Below are 16937 nucleotides of genomic sequence, written 5' to 3'. Positions count from 1 at the left end.
TCAGACGCCGGGCTTCGCGATCTGGACGTGCTGTCCGGGACGCAGGAAGGCACCGCCGGCAGCGACGATGGGCGTGCCGGGGCGCAGCGCGGCAGATACGCGGGCATCGGCGCCGTTCAGCGCGCGGACGGTGATGGGGGTCGGCGTGGCCCGGCCCGCGTCGATCCGGTAGACGAAGCGCTGGCCGCGCGCGTCGGTCTGGATCGCGGCGATGGGGAGGCGCACCATCTGCGCATCGGCATCGGCGCCGCTGAACTGGACGCGAACGATCGAGCCGGGGGCAGGGGCGCCGCTTTCGATCGTCAGCCGGACGGGCGCGACGCCGCCCCCTTCGATGCGGGGCGATGCACCCACCACGCGCGCGGTGCCGGATATGCCATCGACCTCATAGCGGACCCGCATGCCGGGCCGGATGGAGGGGGCCAGTTTCACCGGCACCGCCGCCATGATCATGCCGCCGGCGCGCGATTCGATCGCGAAAAGCAACTGACCCGGCGTGACGACGCCGCCCAGTTCTGCCGATCGGCTGGCGACCACGCCCGCACCGGGCGCGCGGATCACGTTGAAGCCCGCGTCGGTCTGTGCCAGCGCCGCTGCGGCGCGGGCGGCGGCGAGCGCATTTGCAGCGGATCGGGCTTCGGCGCGTGCCGCGTCCCGCTCTGCTTCGGCCATCGCACCGCTTGCCACCAGCGTATCGGCGCGGTTCGCGGCGGTGGCGCGTTCGCCAGCCAGTGCTTCGGCGCGGCGGACGTCGCTTTCCGCCTGCACCACGCGCAGCGCAGCCGCGCGACCGTCGATCACGGCCAGAACCTGTCCCGCCTCGACCCGGTCGCCGATCTGCGCCTTGATGGCGACGATCCGGCCGCCATTGACGGCGCTTGCCTGGAGCGGCGTGACCGACTGGACGATGCCCGTGACGCCATTTGCGGAGGAAGTGTCCGCGCGGACCGGCTCTGCGGTGACATAGATCGTCGCGGCGGCGGGCGCTGGCTCTTCGCTGGCAAAAACGCCGGACGCGAGGCCGACGGCGGACAGCAGGACTGCCCCGCCGCCCAGATAGACGGCCGGACGCTTTTTCAGTTTGGTTGTCAGCTGCGTGATACGGGATTGCATCGATAGGCTCCTGGCGGGAAGGGGCTGCGTCAACCGACGGTCGCGAAGGCGACGATCGCCGTCGTCGTCGCGACGAAGCCGAAGACGAGGGAGAGCGCCATCTGACAGTCCAGACGGCGATCGGTGCGCTTGTGGGGGGCGATGTTTTCCATGGGGGCGTCTTCGCACCGCTTTTCCGGCGGGTGGTTGAGCAACTGTGGAGGAAGTGTGGAGCGGCAGGAGGCGGGGTTGGCTCCGGCAGCCGACAGGCTAATAGCTGCAAGACCGCTGGAGGATTCCGATGAACGCGCTGATCTTGATTGCGGAGGACGAAAGCGAAATCGCCGACATCCTTCGCGCCTATCTGGAACGGGAAGGATTTCGGACGGTGCACGCCGCCAACGGCCGCGTCGCACTCGACCTGCATCTCTCGCTGAAGCCCGATCTGGTGCTGCTGGACGTGCAGATGCCGATCTTGGACGGTTGGGATGTGCTGGCCGAGTTGCGGCGGCGGGGCGGCACGCCGGTGATCATGCTCACCGCGCTCGACCAGGATCTCGACAAGCTGCAGGCGCTGCGGATCGGTGCCGACGATTATGTGGTGAAGCCGTTCAACGCGCTGGAAGTCGTCGCCCGCGTTCGCGCGGTTCTGCGGCGCGGCGCCGGCGCGGCGGAATCGAAGATGTTGCGCGTGGGGCGCATCGCGATCGACCTCGAATCGCATCTGGCAACGGTGGAGGGCCCGGACGGTGCGGTCTCGCCCACGCTGACGCTCACCGAGTTTCGACTGCTGGTGCATATGGCGCGGCATCCCTTGCGGGTCTTCGCCCGGTCCGAACTCGTCGATGCGTGCATGCCCGGCAGCGACGCGCTGGACCGGACGGTGGACAGCCATGTCAGCAACTTGCGCCGCAAGCTGGGGCAGGCGGGTGCGGAGGATCTGCTCGTCAACGTGCGCGGCGTCGGCTATCGGCTGGGGGTGCCGCAATGAGGCGCCGTCGCGAAGGCCTGGGTCGCCAGATCGTCGGGCGGACCCTGCTCGCCACCAGCACGTCGGTGCTGATGGCGGCGGCGGGCTCCTATATCTTCTATGGGCTGCTGATAACCTATGAGCCCCATTATTTCCTCGAACATGATCCGTGGCGACCGGAATGGATCGAAGTGGGTGCCATGGGGGCAATCTGCTCGATCGCGGTACTGGCGTCGGGCCTGGTCGCGCTGGGGTTTGCGCGCCGGCTGGTCGTGCCGCTCAACGCAGTGGCGGCCGGCGCGCGCCGGATCGCCGCGGGCAATCTGAGCGCGCGTGCGCGGGTATCGCGGTACGACATGGGCGAAGCGTCGCGGCTGGTCGAGAATTTCAACGTCATGGCCGAGCGGCTGGAAGCGGCATCGTCGGAGATCAGCCGCTGGAACAGCGTGATCGCGCACGAACTGCGCACCCCCGTCACGATCCTGCATGGTCGACTGCAGGGACTTGCCGACGGCGTGTTCGAACCCGATCCGGCCCTCTTTCGCAATCTGTTGTCGCAGGTGGACGGGCTGGCCCGGCTGATCGAGGATCTGCGGACGGTGAGCCTGGTGGAAAGCGGACATCTGGATTGCCGCCCGGCACCTGTCGCGCTCAACGAAGAAATTTCGGCGCTCCTCGAATTGTTGCGCCCCGATCTGCTGGCAGAGGGATTCCCGCTCGAAGCCAGGCTCGACGCCGGTATTGTCGAAGCCGATGCCGGGCGGGTTCGGCAGGCGCTTCTGGCCCTGATCGAAAATGCGCGCCGCCACGCACCGCCGGGCCTGATCCGTATCGCGATGGCGCTCGATGCCGACATGGTACGGATCACGGTGGCCGATTCCGGACCGGGTTTGCCGCCCGATTTTGTGGATCAAGCCTTCAAGCCCTTCCGTCGCGCCGATAAGACGCGAAAGGGCAGCGGGCTGGGGCTTGCGGTGGTGCGGGGCATTGCCCAGGCGCATGGCGGTACTGCCCGCTACGTCTCCGATCCCGCGCGATTCGAGATTCTCTTCCCTCGCCGCTGAAAAATCACCGTCTCCACAGTTTCTTCACACGGCGTCGCGATTCGCCCGACGGTTACGGTCCATCTGGTTTGCACGAGGCAAGTACGCCTCCGTGCAACCGTAAGAGGACATTTCCGTGATCAAGCTGTTTCCCCTCGCACTCGCCGCCGCCATGATCGCTCCGGTCGCTGCGCTTGCCCAGGATGGCGAGTCGAGCTTCACCGGCCCCTATGCCGGCGTGTCGATCGCCGCGACCGAGGCCCAGCTTCGCAACGCGCCGGGCGTCGGCGCCCGCAACGATGCGGATCGTGGCGGCGTCGCGGTGCGCGGGTTCGCCGGCTATAATCTCGGCCTCACCGACAAGGTGATCGTCGGTGGTGAAGTCGGCATCGCCAGCGGCGGCCATACGGTTGCGGCGAACAATGCCGGCAACCGCTATGCGATCCAGCCGCGGGTGTCGCTCGACGCGGTTGCGCGGGTCGGGTTCAAGCCGACCGAACGCAGCATGGTGTTCGGCAAGGCCGGCTGGGCGTTCCAGCGGATTTCCACGGACGTGACGACCGCCGGAGCGCTGGTCCGCGATCGTTCGTCCGAACATGGCGTGTTGTTCGGCGGCGGCGTCGAATACGCCTTGACCGACCACATAGGCCTGCGTGGCGAGTTCGACCGTGTATCGTTCAACGACCGCTACAAGCGCAACCGCGCGATGGCCGGCATCTCCTACCGCTTCTGACCCCTTGTGCAGTTCCGGTAGCCCCCCGACCGGAATTGCCCGCCGCCGCCCGTTAGCCCCCCGATCGGGCGGCGGCCTCCCCTTCACGACAGATGGGATCGCCCTGATGCGCTGCCGTACCACCTTCCCGATTGCGCTCGTTATTGGCTTCCAGCTCGCCATGTTCCTTTGGCTTCGCGGCAGCATCGCCGACGATCTGGCAGCGGGCCTGATCGCGCTTCTGTCCGGGCTCGTGCCGCTCATGGCGCTTCTCAGCCGGTCCGGGCTCAATAGTCGATGAAGGCCCGGCGGCATCGGAATTCCCCCTTGAACGCCAAGGGCTCCCCCCGCGGCGCGATCGCGATGATCACGGGTTCAACCGGTGCGATCGGCTCGGCGATTGCCCGTCGCCTGGCGGGGCAGGGATATCGATTGCTGCTCGTAGATGCGGATGCGCGCCGTCTGGACCGGCAGGCGCGCCTCTATCCCGAAGCCAGAACCTATGTTCTCGACCCTCGCAATCGCGAGGATGTCGACGCTTTCACGAACTTGCCGATCTTCGTCACGAAAGTTCCCGGTGTTGCCATCATCAACGCCAGCGCGATCCCACCCGATTCCCCATCCGCCCTGGACCCGGAATATGTCCGGCTACAGCTCGAAATGAACCTGGTCAGCACGGCGTGCATCCTCACTGCCGTCGCTCGGGCAATGGCCATAGCGGGCCGTGGTCACGTCGTCGTCGTCGCGCCTCCTGGCGGCTTTAACGGGTCAACGGGGAACGCTGTCAATTCTGCGTTGATATTGGGCTTGCGCACTTCAATAAGCGCGCTTCGGGACGAGTTGCGGCCGCACGGCGTGCAGATAAGCATACTCTATCCGGTCGGCGGCAAGACTATCACGCATTCGCAAGCCGTGTCCGGCGCTCCCGATTTCGATTCCATCAATTCACCGCTTTATGCCGAAAAGGTAGCCGACGCTTTCCTGCGGACGGTCCGTCGCCCGAAGCTGGAGGTTTCCGTTTCTTGTGCCCGGACCTTCTTGGCGCGGTTGCGCGATGTCGTTTCGGCAAGGTGGCGCGGCCTATGCGCCGTTCGGCCGCGGGTGGATCACAACGGCGCCGTGACGTGCCCCCCGAAAATTCCTCCATTTGGAGCTAGAGTCCGGCCATCAGAGGACGGACGGAATGAGACGGAAGCAATTTTCGGAAGAGCAGATCATCGGCATCCTGAAGGAGGCCGAAGCGGGTGCGGTGGTGACGGAGTTGTGCCGCAAGCATGGGATGTCGAGCGCGACCTACTATGCGTGGAAGGCGAAGTATGGCGGGCTGGAGATATCGGAGGCGAAGCGTCTGCGTGCGCTCGAGGACGAGAATGCCAAGCTGAAGCGGCTGCTGGCGGACACGATGCTGGACAATGCGGGGTTGAACCTGCATTCCCCAAGTGGCGTGGCGTTTGAGGTGAAGATCGCCTGTATCCGAGCGCTAGACAAGGATTTTCTGCCGCAAGCGGCACCTGCGGTCGCGCAGACTGCTGGATCTGGACGGATCAGACCGCGAAGCCGCTGTTTCCTTGCCCAGGGGCGGCGTTTTTCAGCGCAGCGGACAGATCTGTCCAGCCGCTTTCGTTCAGTTTGAGCGTGGATCGCGATCATGCGCATAGCGGTGGCGCTCGCAATCGGCGGATAGCGGCGAGGATGGCGCGTACCATCGTGCCGGTGACAGCGACCTCGGCCAGCTGGAAGGTGATGGTGCGGGCGTGACGGACCACACGTGCCCCGATCTTGATCAGCTTCAGTTGCAGGCTGGTCAACGACCAGTCGGCCATGGCCTCGGGCAGCTCGATGCAGCGCAAGAAGGTGGCCAGGTTGTACGCCAGGGCGTGCAGTTGCAGCCGCACCTCATTGTCGCGGAACTTCCGGCACGACAGCCGCGTCCAGCGAAAGGCGTATTTGCCCTCTTTGATGTGCTGCTCGGCGGTGCCGCGCTGGTTGTAGAACCGCACCACCCAGTCCGGCTCCATCGGCAGGTTGGTGACGATGAAGCCGACACGCGGGAACAGTTCGCCCGGATGCCATTCGATCTTGGCGATCACCCGGCGTTCCTTGTCCCAGGACGCCGCCTGATACTCGAATTCCTCGAAGAACCGCTTGACCTTGGTCAGTGACGGCCGCCCGACAGGGCGCGTTAGCCGATGCGCGATCTTGTCCTTGAGGACCGCGTTTGCGGGCAGCCGGATGGCGTAGAAGAACCGCGCTTCTTCCAATCGCTCATAGATCGCCGGGATCGCGTAGGCAGCATCGGCCCGGAAGAACCTGCCACCAAGGTCGCGCTCCGCGTAGCGCGCAATGACGGGGTCGAGAACATCACGCCAGCCATCGGCGCTGTGGACGTTGCCATGGCGCAGGGCGCAGCGTTCCAGCATCCCGAACTGGTTGAACAGAAAGTTGGGGTGATAGCAGCTACAGTCGAAATGGCCATTCCAGGCGGACCCTTCCTGGTCGCCATGGGTCGGGCTGACCGAGCTGTCCATGTCCAGAACGATGTACTTCAGCCCGTTACGGTCATGGAACCGGTCGATCCATTGCCCGTTCAGGTCGGCCAGCGCGGCACGGTTCCCGGCCAGAGCCAGCGTCTCGGTCTCGAACCGTCCCATCTGCGATGCCGAGGCCGCTTGTGCATCGACCGCTCTGCCGCCGACAACTTGGCGCATGACCGGATCGCAGGCGAGACGGTTGGCGTCGTTGACATCCTCGTATCCGGCCAGCCGCCCAAAGACTGATTGCCGGAACAGGCCGTCGAGCCGATGGACCGTGTTCTTGCCAGAGCGAGTATCGCGCAGCGCCGCTGACGCCAAATCGGACAACCCGAGCGCGTCATCAAGCTCGCGCATCACCAGAAGGCCGCCGTCGGAACTGAGCTGCGTGCCGCGAAATTCCAGCCGCACGCGAGGGTCGAAATCCACCCGATCTGCCCGTTGCAAGCCCGCACCCTCTGGGTGATCCATGAAACGCGCCCCTCGCAGCCTTCAACACCATGTTTTATATAGGAAATATAATGGTCAGGACAGCGAAATCAGCGCCTTACTTGGGAAATGTGGGTTCCAATCGGCTTATGGGTCGTGTGTTGGCATCTGCCGCCGTGCTCGCACTGACCGCTTGCGGTGCCGGTGGCAAGCAACAGCAGCAGCAGGCGGCGCAGGGGCCGGCACCAGTCAGTTATGTGGTGGCGAGCGAGCAGCCTGTCACCCTCACGACCGAATTGCCCGGCAGGACCACTGCATTCGAAACCTCCGATGTTCGTCCCCAGGTCAACGGCCTGATCACCCAGCGACTGTTCGTCGAGGGTGACATGGTCCGCCAGGGACAGCCGCTATACCATATCGATCCGGCGCCCTACCAAGCGCAGGTCGCCAGTGCCCGCGCCGCGCTGACCCGAGCCCAGGCGAGCATCGCGTCGAGCGCCGCGCTGGCACGCCGGTACGGCGAACTGGTCAAGATCAACGCGATCGCCCGGCAGGAGTTCGAGAACGCGCAGACCAGCGCCGCGCAGGCGCGCGCCGACGTCGCCGCGCAGCAGGCCGCGCTGCGCACTGCGCAGATCGATCTGGCCCGCACCACGATCCGCGCGCCGATCACCGGCCGGATCGGCCGGTCGGTTTTCACGACCGGCGCGCTGGTGTCGGCGTCGCAGACCGACGCGCTCGCCACCATCCAGCGGCTCGACCCCATCTATGTCGATATCCAGGAGCCGAGCGCGGAGCTGCTGAAGCTGCGTCGGCAGATCATGAGCGGCCAACTGACCCGCGACGGCAATGCCCGGGTCAGGTTGAAGCTCGAGGACGGCAGCGATTATGGCCCGCAGGGCACGCTGCGCTTCGCCGACGTCACCGTCGACCCGACCACCGGATCGCAGGTGATCCGGGCGCTGTTTCCCAACCCCAACGGCCTGTTGCTGCCCGGCATGTTCGCGCGCGCGTCGCTGGTCGAGGGGACGCAGTCCAATGCCTTCCTGGTGCCGCAGCGCGCCGTCAGCCGCGACGAAAAGGGGCAGGCGACGGTGATGGTGATCGGCGCGGGCAACAAGGTCGAGGGGCGGACGCTCCAGACCGGCCGGTCGGTCGGCGACAACTGGATCGTGACCAGCGGCCTCAAGGCCGGGGACAAGATCATCGTGGAAGGCGGCATGATGCTGCGTCCGGGCATGCCCGTGCAGGGCAAGCCATGGAACCCCAACGCCAAGCCCGCGGCTGCGCAGCCGCAAGCGGGCAAGGCTCAGGCACAGGCGAAGTAACCGGCCATGTCACGCTATTTCATCGATCGCCCGATCTTTGCCTATGTGTTGGCGGTGATGGTCGTCATCGCGGGGCTCCTGTCCCTGCGCTCGCTGCCGATCGCGCAGTTCCCGGCAATTGCGCCGCCAGCGGTGTCGATCACCGCCAATTATCCGGGCGCCGATGCCCAGACTCTGGAAAATACCACCACCCAGATCATCGAGCAGCAGATGAAGGGGATCGACCACCTTCGCTACTTCTCGTCCTCCTCATCCTCGGCGGGCAGCGTGACGATCACGCTGACCTTCGAACAAGGGACCGATCCCGACATCGCGCAGGTGCAGGTCCAGAACAAGCTGCAGGCGGCGACCCCGCTTCTGCCGCAGGAGGTCCAGCGCCAGGGCATCATCGTCGCCAAGGCGACGCAGAATTTCCTGCTGTTCGTCGGTCTCTATTCCGAGAACGGCAAGCATGACGCCGACGATCTGGCCGATATCGTCGCCTCGCGGATTTCCGATCCGCTGTCGCGCGTCACCGGCGTCGGCGATACGCAGATCTTCGGGTCGCAATATGCGATGCGGATCTGGGTCGATCCGATCAAGCTCAACAACTATGCGCTGACGATGGCGGACGTGACCAGTGCGGTCACGGCGCAGAACGCGCAGGTCTCGGCGGGCCAGATCGGCGCGCAGCCCGCGCCCAAGGAACAGATGCTCAACGCGACCGTCTCGGTCTCGTCACGGCTGACTTCCCCCGAGCAGTTCGCCAAGATCCGCCTGAAGAGCAATACCGACGGCTCGATCGTCCGGCTGGGCGACGTCGCGCGCGTCGCGATCGGCGCGGAGAATTACGCCTTCTCGGCACAGTGGAACGGCAAGCCCGCCTCGGGCATCGGCATCAAGCTGGCACCCGGCGCCAACGCGCTCGACACCGTCACCGCGGTCAAGGAGCGGGTCAACGCGCTGGCCAAGGAATTCCCTTCCGACGTCAAGGTCATCTTCCCCTACGACACCTCGCCCTTCGTCCGACTGTCGATCGAACAGGTGATCGAGACTTTGGTCGAGGCGGTCGTGCTCGTCTTCCTCGTGATGTTCCTGTTCCTCCAGAATTTCCGCGCCACGCTGATCCCGACGATCGCGGTGCCGGTCGTGCTGACGGGGACGTTCGCGGTGCTGGCGGCGTTCGGCTATTCGATCAACACGCTGACCCTGTTCGGCATGGTGCTGGCCATAGGCCTCTTGGTCGACGACGCGATCGTCGTCGTCGAGAATGTCGAGCGGCTGATCACTACCGAGCATCTGTCGCCGCGCGAGGCGGCGCGGAAGTCGATGGACGAGATCACCGGCGCGCTGATCGGCATCGCGGCGGTGCTGTCCGCGGTGTTCCTGCCGATGGCGTTCTTCGGCGGGTCGACGGGCGTCATCTATCGCCAGTTCTCGATCACGATCGTCTCGGCGATGGTACTGTCGGTCGCGGTCGCGCTGATCCTGACGCCGGCACTCTGCGCCACCATCCTGAAGCCGCATGACCCCGACAAGGCCGAAGGCCATGGTCCGCTGGCGCGCTTCTTCCGCTGGTTCAACGATCGGTTCGACCGCGGGCGCGACCGCTATGAAAAGGGCGTCCGCTCGACCGCGCGGCGCTGGGGGCGCTCGCTGATCGTCTATGCGCTGATCGTCGCGGGCATGGCCTTCCTCTTCATGCGGTTGCCGAGCGGCTTCCTGCCCGACGAGGATCAGGGCGTGATGATCGCGCTGGTTCAGGGTCCGCCGGGGGCGACCACGGCGCGTACCCAGAAGGGCCTCGACCTCGTCCGCGACCATTTCCTGAGCGATGCAGGGAGCGCCATTCGCGGCGTTTACACGATCAACGGCTTCAGCTTCGCAGGCCAAGGCCAGAATAGCGGCATCGCCTTCATCCCGATGAAGGAGTGGAAGGACCGTCCGGGTGCCGAGAACAAGGCGCAGGCGATCATCGGCCGCGCCATGGGGGCGTTCGCGCGCTACAATGACGGCCTGATCTTTGCGGTCATCCCGCCCGCCGTCCAGGAACTGGGCAACGCCACCGGCTTCGACATGCAATTGGTCGACGAAGGCGGCATCGGGCATGAAAAACTGCTCGCCGCGCGCAACATGTTGCTCGGCATGGCGTCGCAGAACAAGTCGCTGGTCGGCGTTCGCCCCAACGCGCTCGACGACGCGCCGCAGCTCAAGGTCAATGTCGACCAGGACAAGGCGCGCGCTCTCGGCCTCGACCTGTCGACCGTCAACAGCACCATCGCGACCGCCTGGGGTGGTTCCTATGTGAACGACTTCATCGATCGCGGCCGCGTGAAGCGCGTCTATATCCAGGCCGACGCCGCCTATCGCATGGCGCCCGAGGATATCGGCGACCTTTATGTGCGTGGGGCGACGGGCACGATGGCGCCGTTCACCGCCTTCTCCTCGGTCGATTGGCATCAGGGTCCGATGCAGCTGACGCGCTATAACGGACAGCCTTCGATGGAAATTCTGGGCCAGGCCGCGCCGGGCGTGTCGTCGGGCGCCGCGATCAAGGCGATGGAGGAGATGCAGGCCAAGCTGCCGCCCGGCACCCGGCTCGACTGGACCGGCCTCAGCTATGAGGAGCAATTGTCCGGGGGGCAGGCGCCCGCACTCTATGGCCTGTCGCTGCTGATCGTCTTCCTGTGCCTCGCCGCGCTGTATGAAAGCTGGTCGGTGCCGATCTCGGTCATGCTGGTCGTGCCGCTGGGCGTCATCGGCGCGCTGCTCGCCGCGATGCTGACGGGGCTGAACAACGACATCTATCTGCAGGTCGGCCTGATCACCACGATCGGCGTGTCGGCGAAGAACGCGATCCTGATCGTCGAATTCGCCGAGGAGAAGATGCGCGAAGGGCTGAGCGCTTTCGACGCGGCGATCGAAGCCGCCAAGCTGCGTCTGCGCCCGATCCTGATGACCAGCCTGGCCTTCGTGTTCGGCGTGTTCCCGCTGGCCATCGCCAATGGTGCAGGGGCAGGGGGGCAGAACGCGATCGGTCGCGCGGTGGTGGGCGGCATGTTGTCGGCGACGATCCTGGCGATCTTCTTCGTGCCGATGTTCTTCGTCGTCGTCATGCGGCTGTTCGATCGCAGCAAGGCGCGCAAGGCCGAGGGCGATACGCGTCCGCACGACGATGGCCACCCCGACACGCCGTCCGTGCCGCAGGGAGTTTGATCCATGATCCGTTCGAAAACCACGCTCGCCCTGCTGGCGGCCACGATGCTCGCCGGGTGCAACCTCGCGCCCAAATATGTCCGCCCGGTGGGCGCCGTCCCGGCGACACTGCCCCAGGACGGCATCTATCCCGCCGCGGCGTCGGACGCCCCCGATGTCACCAGGATCGGCTGGCAGTCGTTTTTCACCGACGACCGCCTGCGCCGCACCATCGCGCTGGGGCTGGAGAATAACCGGGACCTGCGCATCGCGGCGGCCAATGTGTTGCAGGCGCGCGCTCAGTATCGCATCCAGCGCGCCGATCTGGTCCCCTCGACCAACCTGTCGGGATCGGGCACCTATACCAACAACATCCAGGGCGCCGCAGGGGCGCTGGGCGGCGCGGCCGGTGGCGGGACCGGTGCGGGTACGGGTACGGGTGCAGGGACCGGTGGCACCGGCACCGGCACCGGGGTGGGTTCCTCGTCGCGCAATCTCGAATTCTATTCGGTTAATGCCGGTTTCTCGGCCTTTGAGCTCGACCTGTTCGGCCGCGTCCGCAACCTTAGCCGCGCCGCACTGGAACAGTATTTCGCAACCGAGGAAGCCCAGCGCGCGACCCGGATCAGTCTGATCGCCGAGATCGCGACGGCGTGGTTGACCTATGCCTCTGACCAGGACCAGCTTCGCATCTCGCAGGAGTCGCTGAAGTCGTTCGCGCAATCGCTGGAGCTGACGCGCGCGCAGTTCCGGATCGGTGTCGCCTCCGAACTCGAGGCGCGGCAGGCCGAGACCACTTATCAGGGTGCGCGCAACGACATCGCCGTGCTCAAGACGCGGGTGGCGCAGGACAAGAACGCGCTCGACCTGCTGGTCGGCACCCCGGTGCAGACCGATCTGCTGCCGCAGGGCCTGGCCGACGGCGGCGCAGCGCTGCCGCTGCTGCCCTCCGGCCTGTCGTCCGATATCCTGCTGCGTCGCCCCGACGTGTTGCAGGCCGAGCATCAGCTGATCGCGCAGAACGCCAATATCGGCGCGGCGCGCGCGGCGATGTTCCCGCGCATCTCGCTGACCGCGACGCTGGGGACGATCAGCACCGCGCTCAGCGGGCTCTTCGCAGGCGGCAGCTTCACCTATACGGGTGCGCCGTCGGTTTCGCTGCCGCTGTTCGACGGCGGACGGCTTCGCGGCAATCTCGACGTCGCGCGCGCGCAGCAGCAGGCGGCCGTCTCGACCTATGAGAAGACCGTCCAGACCGCCTTCCGCGAAGTCGCCGACGCGCTGGCGCAGCGCGGTACCATCGACGAGCAGATCGCAGCGCAAACCGCGCGGGTGGAGGCGGCGAACGTCGCCCTGAAGATTTCAGACGCGCGGTATCGGACGGGCGTCGAGTCCTTCCTGACGACGCTCGATTCCCAACGCACCGCCTATTCCGCGCAGCAGTTGCTCGTCACCACACGCCTCAATCGCGAGAGCAACATGGTGGAACTGTACCGCTCGCTGGGCGGCGGGCTGAACTAGGCCATATGGGCGACAACGTCATCCTGCCCTCGCGCGACGGCGGCCCCGCAACGCCGATCGCCTCGCGCGGCCGCCCCAGTCTCGAACGGGCGGCGGAGATCGGCAACCTGGTCGTCGAGGCGGCGATCACCGCCTTTGTCGAACAGGGGCTGGATATTTCAATCGAGCAGATCGCCCAGTCGGTCGGCGTCAGCAAGCAGGCCGTCTACCGCCGCTGGTCGAGCAAGATCCAGCTTTTGATGGACGTTATGGACCGGGTGATGGCGAGGATTCACTCCAACCTAAGCCAAGACCTGCCCGACGAACCCCTCCTTGCGCTGAAGGAGTTGTCCCGCCGCATGTGCGAGCCGGACGGCGGGGTACGCGAACGAAGCATGACGATCCTCATGGCGGAGGCACTCGAAGATGCCGCCGTGCGCCACTGGCTCGGCTCCTGGCGAGACAAACACTTCGCCTTCTATAGGCGATACGTCACGGCGGTTATCTCCGTCGAGCACCCTGAACCGTGGGCCGAGACGGTTGCGAGAATATTGCTCGACGTCGTCGAGGGGGTAAGCCGGGAGTGTTACTGGCAGGATATGTCGGACGTAGAATGTTCAGCGCTGTTTTTGCGCAAGTGGGACGCGAGCCTGCCTGTCCTGCACGGGTGATCCTATGCTGAAGCCGCTATTCGCGCGCGGTCAGCTTTCCACCCTTCTGCGCCCGCGCAAATCAAAGATATCTGTCGCATCCACGTCGAACGTCAGAATGTGAAGGCGGTTTTTGTCTGTCGAAGATGCGCGCTGGACGGGACATCACGCATATATGTCGGCGACATAGCGCACGCCCTCACGCTCGATCCGCTCCGCCCAGGCAAGCGCTTCAGCGTGAGTGGCCTGAGTTTCCGCCTCGTAGATGCGGATAAAGGTGTCGCGTACGGCCGGTGCCATGCGCTCACCATCGCCGCAGAGCAGGATGCGTGCCCCCGCGCGGAACAGGGCAGCGATCTCCGCGCGATCCCGCCAGATGGCGTCCTGGACATGAACGATGCCACCCTGACCCGTCGCGGAAAAGGCCATCCTCAGGCTCAGTATCCCCGCATCCTGCCAATGCTCCAGCTGGTCGCGGTACAGGAAATCGGTATCCGGATCGCGCACGCCGAAGAAAAGCAGGGCCGGGCCGAGCGGCTCGCCAGCCTCCTTCCGCACGGCACGTTCCTGAAGAAAGCCGCGGAACGGCGCGATACCGCTGCCGGCGCAGACCATGATCACGGGCGTCAGCGGATCGGCGGGCAGATGGAACCCCGCCTGGCTTGGCCGTACCGCCACGCCGAGCGTATCGCCTTCCTTCAGTCGCGCGAGGAAGGTCGAGGCAACGCCCTGATGCAGCCGGTCGGCCCCCAGCGCCGGTACCTCCAGCACCGACACGGTCAGCGCACACCGGCCTGGATCGACGAGCGGTGACGAGGCGATCGAATATTGGCGGGCGCGCATCGGGGGAAGGGCGGCAATGAAGGCGCCCAGCGCCATGTCGGCCGATGCGAAGCGCTCCATCAGGTCGAGCAGCGTCACCCGCTGTGCCAATATCTCGGCGGCATAGGTGTCCTCCTGCGCCAGCCGCTCGGCCTCCCGACGCTCCGGCGGGCAGGCTATGGTCGCGGCGAACCCTGTGATTTGCCCACGCGTCGCGGGCTGTTGCAACTCCAGATAGTCACTGAACAGCGTCTCGGCCGTGACGGGCCGGTCGACGGGCAAGACAGAGGGCACGCCGGGCGCGCCGTGAACGATCACTTCCGCGTCCGGCTCCAGGCCAAAGCGGGCCAGGACGCGGCGCACTGTTTCGGGTGGATTGCTGGGCAACACCGCCAGATAGTCGCCGGCGCGATAGGTCATGCCTGCGGGCAGGGCGATCTCGATATGCCGTTTCGAACGGGCGCCGGGTTTTTGCAGGTCGACCAGTTCGCGATTGGCCAGAACCGTACCGCGTTGCAATTCGTCGAGATTGAGCAGGCGCTCGCGCGTCCCGCGTCGCACTACGACATCGATCAGAGGTTGAGCCTGGACGGCCGGTTCACGCCCCTCCGACGCCGCAAGCGAAGGCCAGAGATCGGCGTACCAGCTTTCGAAAGCGCCGAACAGATCGCCGGCGGCGTCGCCCTCGCCGCGGGCGAGGAATGGCTGCGCCCCGGCTTTGGCAAGCGCGGCATCGACGCGTTTGGGAATCGCCTGCCAAGTGCGAGCCCATTGGCGATTGCCGCACCCGAACACCGCATAGCGCCGACCCGCCAGCGCCTGTTCGGGCAGGCTCTCCAACCAGGCGACGAAGCGCGCGGCATTGTCGGGCGGCCGTCCTTCGTAGGACGCGGTGGCGACGATCAGGGGCACGCTGTCGGGCAGCCCGGAAGCGTAATCGTCCAACGGCGCAACGGTCGCGGCATAGCCCTGTGCGGCGGCATCGGCGCCGATCCGCTGGGCGAAGGCTTCGCTGGTGCCGGTGTTGCTGCCGTAAAGGACCAGCAGCGGCCCGTTGTCCCCCAGGCTCGGCGCTGACGGAGCGGCGAGCGGGCGTGTCGGAGCGGCTTGCGTCGTGCTTCGAGGCCGTGCGACCGGACCATCCCGGCGACGCGCGTGGATATGGAGGTTGGCGGGCTTCAGCGTCAGCGTCTCGCTCACCACCAGCTTATAGTCGCGGTCGGCAAGGCTGATGTCGAACCGCTGGAGCATCAGCGCCATGACCAGAATGGCTTCCTGCATGGCAAAACCGCGCCCGATGCACGCACGCTGGCCGTTGCCGAACGGCTTCCACGCATGGGGCGGCAGCTTGGCGGCGGTTTCCGGTGCGAACCGCTCGGGGCGGAACGCCTCGGGCGCATCCCAGACGGTCGGGTCCCGGTGGAGGACCGGCGTCAGGATCAACAGCGTGTCTTCCGGGGTGACAGAGTAGCGGCCACCGATCGTCGTGGCCTCGCGCGGATGAACGCCGAATGCTGGCGCGGTCGGCCAGAGCCGCAGCGTCTCCTGCAAGATCTGTTCGATATAGGTAAGCCGCCCGACATCGTCGACCGTCGGTACGTTGCCGCCTAGAACTTCATCGACATGGGCCTGCGCCTTGGCGAGCGCTTCCGGGTGGGTCAGCAGCAGCCATGTGGCGAAGCTGAGCAGGCCGCTGGTCGTCTCATGCCCGGCCACCAGGAAGGTGATCATCTGATAGCCAATATTTTCGCGGCTCAGCATCTCGCCCGTCTCGGGATCGCGGGCCGTCAGCATCCGGTCCAGCAGGTCGCCGCGTTCGCCCAGGCGGGGATCGCCATGGCGCTCCTCAATCAGCCGGTTGGAGACGTTGCGCAGGATTTTGATATCGGCCTCGAACCGGCGATTGCGCAGAAGCATCAGCTTGCCAGCGCCGGGCGGCAGCCGCGACCGCCGCCCAGACTCCTCGAGCGCGCCGACCATCGCCGCAACGAAGGGGTGCATCTGGTCCTGATAGAAGCTGTTGAAGCGATAATCGAAGGCGCACAGCGCGATCGTGTCGAGCGTCAGCCGCGTCATGTTGTCCGCCACGTCGATCGTGGCATTCTCGCCGAACCGGTCCCACCGCACCATCATCTGTTCCGCGATGTCGTACATGCGGTCGAACATCGAACGCAGTCCGAGCGGGCCGAAAGCGGGCATCAGCAGGCGGTGCGCCTTACCCCAGTTCGGCTCCTCGTCATGCGCGGTGAACAGACCATCTCCGCCGACATAGCGCGCCTCCTGCAAGGGGCGGTGCAGCGCCTTTTTGAAGCGCGTCTCGTCGCACAACTCGGCGGTGAGGGCCTGGCTGCCTACGATCACCAGACCGCGTCCGAACATCTCGATGCGGAACAGCGGACCATGTTCGCGCGCCAGACGCATCAGGCTTTGCACCGGCGCCTTCGGATCGAGCTCGGCGATGTTGCCGATCAGGGGATAGCCTTTGGGTTGCGGAATGGTGGCCATGATTCAGCGCCTCCAGATCATGATGGCGGCATCGACGATCGACCGGGCGTGCATTTCACACCCGGTGGCAAGCTGAGGCACCGCAATAGCCGCGCCAGGACGATCAGATCGACGAACCATCGGTTTGCTCCTGATCCGCCATATAGGAATGAGAAAGTGGAATGGAAACCCATTGGTTTCC

At 65.7% G+C, this 16937-nt stretch carries 12 protein-coding genes and 2 pseudogenes; 10 read left to right on the top strand and 4 right to left on the bottom strand.

Going from position 1 to position 16937, the window contains the following annotated elements; genetic code table 11:
• On the bottom strand, positions 1-1113 hold the full coding sequence (locus GGR45_RS11070) for an efflux RND transporter periplasmic adaptor subunit (protein WP_175312473.1): 1113 nt from the start codon (positions 1111-1113) through the stop codon (positions 1-3).
• A 29-nt stretch (positions 1114-1142) separates the two neighbouring features.
• A complete protein-coding gene (locus GGR45_RS19835; protein ID WP_281394125.1) occupies positions 1143-1265 on the bottom strand; it encodes a hypothetical protein in 123 nt (40 codons plus the stop codon).
• 128 nt (positions 1266-1393) lie between these two features.
• On the opposite strand from GGR45_RS19835, the gene GGR45_RS11065 reads away from it, so the two are divergent.
• The 6 genes and pseudogenes from GGR45_RS11065 to GGR45_RS11045 all read left to right on the top strand — a co-directional run.
• Positions 1394-2083: a response regulator gene (locus GGR45_RS11065; RefSeq protein ID WP_175312474.1), complete on the top strand. Its 690-nt coding sequence runs from the start codon at positions 1394-1396 to the stop codon at positions 2081-2083.
• Positions 2080-3126 (top strand): ATP-binding protein, encoded by a 1047-nt coding sequence (locus GGR45_RS11060; protein WP_175312475.1) that lies wholly within the window; start codon positions 2080-2082, stop codon positions 3124-3126. Before GGR45_RS11065 ends, GGR45_RS11060 begins: the two co-directional genes overlap by 4 nt.
• A gap of 115 nt (positions 3127-3241) precedes the next feature.
• A complete protein-coding gene (locus GGR45_RS11055; protein ID WP_175312476.1) occupies positions 3242-3838 on the top strand; it encodes an outer membrane beta-barrel protein in 597 nt (198 codons plus the stop codon).
• A 106-nt stretch (positions 3839-3944) separates the two neighbouring features.
• Positions 3945-4118, top strand: coding sequence for a hypothetical protein (locus GGR45_RS11050; protein WP_175312477.1), 174 nt, complete (start codon positions 3945-3947; stop codon positions 4116-4118).
• Positions 4115-4747: pseudogene (locus GGR45_RS20010) on the top strand (SDR family NAD(P)-dependent oxidoreductase); the annotation flags it as partial. The gene GGR45_RS11050 and the pseudogene GGR45_RS20010, both read left to right, overlap by 4 nt.
• A 253-nt stretch (positions 4748-5000) precedes the next feature.
• Positions 5001-5240, top strand: a pseudogene (locus GGR45_RS11045) (transposase); the annotation flags it as partial.
• 223 nt (positions 5241-5463) lie between these two features.
• Here the strand turns inward: GGR45_RS11045 and GGR45_RS11040 are convergent.
• A complete protein-coding gene (locus GGR45_RS11040) occupies positions 5464-6819 on the bottom strand; it encodes an IS1380-like element IS1247 family transposase (RefSeq protein ID WP_006473457.1) in 1356 nt (451 codons plus the stop codon).
• 89 nt (positions 6820-6908) lie between these two features.
• Between GGR45_RS11040 and GGR45_RS11035 the strand changes: the two genes are divergently transcribed.
• Genes GGR45_RS11035 through GGR45_RS11020 form a run of 4 tightly spaced genes read left to right on the top strand, consistent with a single transcriptional unit; the run spans position 6909 to position 13450 of the window.
• The gene (locus GGR45_RS11035; RefSeq protein WP_175312478.1) at positions 6909-8105 is read left to right on the top strand and encodes an efflux RND transporter periplasmic adaptor subunit; all 1197 of its coding nucleotides are present in this window, start codon (positions 6909-6911) and stop codon (positions 8103-8105) included.
• Positions 8106-8111: 6 nt separating this feature from the next.
• Positions 8112-11300: an efflux RND transporter permease subunit gene (locus GGR45_RS11030; RefSeq protein ID WP_175312479.1), complete on the top strand. Its 3189-nt coding sequence runs from the start codon at positions 8112-8114 to the stop codon at positions 11298-11300.
• A gap of 3 nt (positions 11301-11303) precedes the next feature.
• A complete protein-coding gene (locus GGR45_RS11025) occupies positions 11304-12800 on the top strand; it encodes an efflux transporter outer membrane subunit (protein ID WP_175312480.1) in 1497 nt (498 codons plus the stop codon).
• Positions 12801-12805: 5 nt separating this feature from the next.
• The gene (locus GGR45_RS11020) at positions 12806-13450 is read left to right on the top strand and encodes a TetR/AcrR family transcriptional regulator (protein WP_175312481.1); all 645 of its coding nucleotides are present in this window, start codon (positions 12806-12808) and stop codon (positions 13448-13450) included.
• Between the two features lie 144 nt (positions 13451-13594).
• On the opposite strand, the gene GGR45_RS11015 is transcribed toward GGR45_RS11020, so the two are convergent.
• A complete protein-coding gene (locus GGR45_RS11015) occupies positions 13595-16756 on the bottom strand; it encodes a bifunctional cytochrome P450/NADPH--P450 reductase (RefSeq protein WP_175312482.1) in 3162 nt (1053 codons plus the stop codon).
• Between the last annotated feature and the right edge of the window lie 181 nt (positions 16757-16937).

This window comes from Sphingomonas zeae (assembly GCF_014197135.1).
Lineage (GTDB): Bacteria > Pseudomonadota > Alphaproteobacteria > Sphingomonadales > Sphingomonadaceae > Sphingomonas > Sphingomonas zeae.
The sequence above is the reverse complement of the archived record's forward strand: the minus strand, read 5'-3'. Positions and strand labels throughout refer to the sequence as shown.

What these genes read in the sequence shown, in the direction of transcription:
- GGR45_RS11070 (WP_175312473.1), bottom strand. Translation starts at nt 1,113, where the DNA reads ATGCAATCCCGTATCACGCAGCTGACAACCAAACTGAAAAAGCGTCCG.
- GGR45_RS19835 (WP_281394125.1), bottom strand. Translation starts at nt 1,265, where the DNA reads ATGGAAAACATCGCCCCCCACAAGCGCACCGATCGCCGTCTGGACTGT.
- GGR45_RS11065 (WP_175312474.1), top strand. Translation starts at nt 1,394, where the DNA reads ATGAACGCGCTGATCTTGATTGCGGAGGACGAAAGCGAAATCGCCGAC.
- GGR45_RS11060 (WP_175312475.1), top strand. Translation starts at nt 2,080, where the DNA reads ATGAGGCGCCGTCGCGAAGGCCTGGGTCGCCAGATCGTCGGGCGGACC.
- GGR45_RS11050 (WP_175312477.1), top strand. Translation starts at nt 3,945, where the DNA reads ATGCGCTGCCGTACCACCTTCCCGATTGCGCTCGTTATTGGCTTCCAG.
- GGR45_RS11040 (WP_006473457.1), bottom strand. Translation starts at nt 6,819, where the DNA reads ATGGATCACCCAGAGGGTGCGGGCTTGCAACGGGCAGATCGGGTGGAT.
- GGR45_RS11030 (WP_175312479.1), top strand. Translation starts at nt 8,112, where the DNA reads ATGTCACGCTATTTCATCGATCGCCCGATCTTTGCCTATGTGTTGGCG.
- GGR45_RS11025 (WP_175312480.1), top strand. Translation starts at nt 11,304, where the DNA reads ATGATCCGTTCGAAAACCACGCTCGCCCTGCTGGCGGCCACGATGCTC.
- GGR45_RS11020 (WP_175312481.1), top strand. Translation starts at nt 12,806, where the DNA reads ATGGGCGACAACGTCATCCTGCCCTCGCGCGACGGCGGCCCCGCAACG.
- GGR45_RS11015 (WP_175312482.1), bottom strand. Translation starts at nt 16,756, where the DNA reads ATGGCCACCATTCCGCAACCCAAAGGCTATCCCCTGATCGGCAACATC.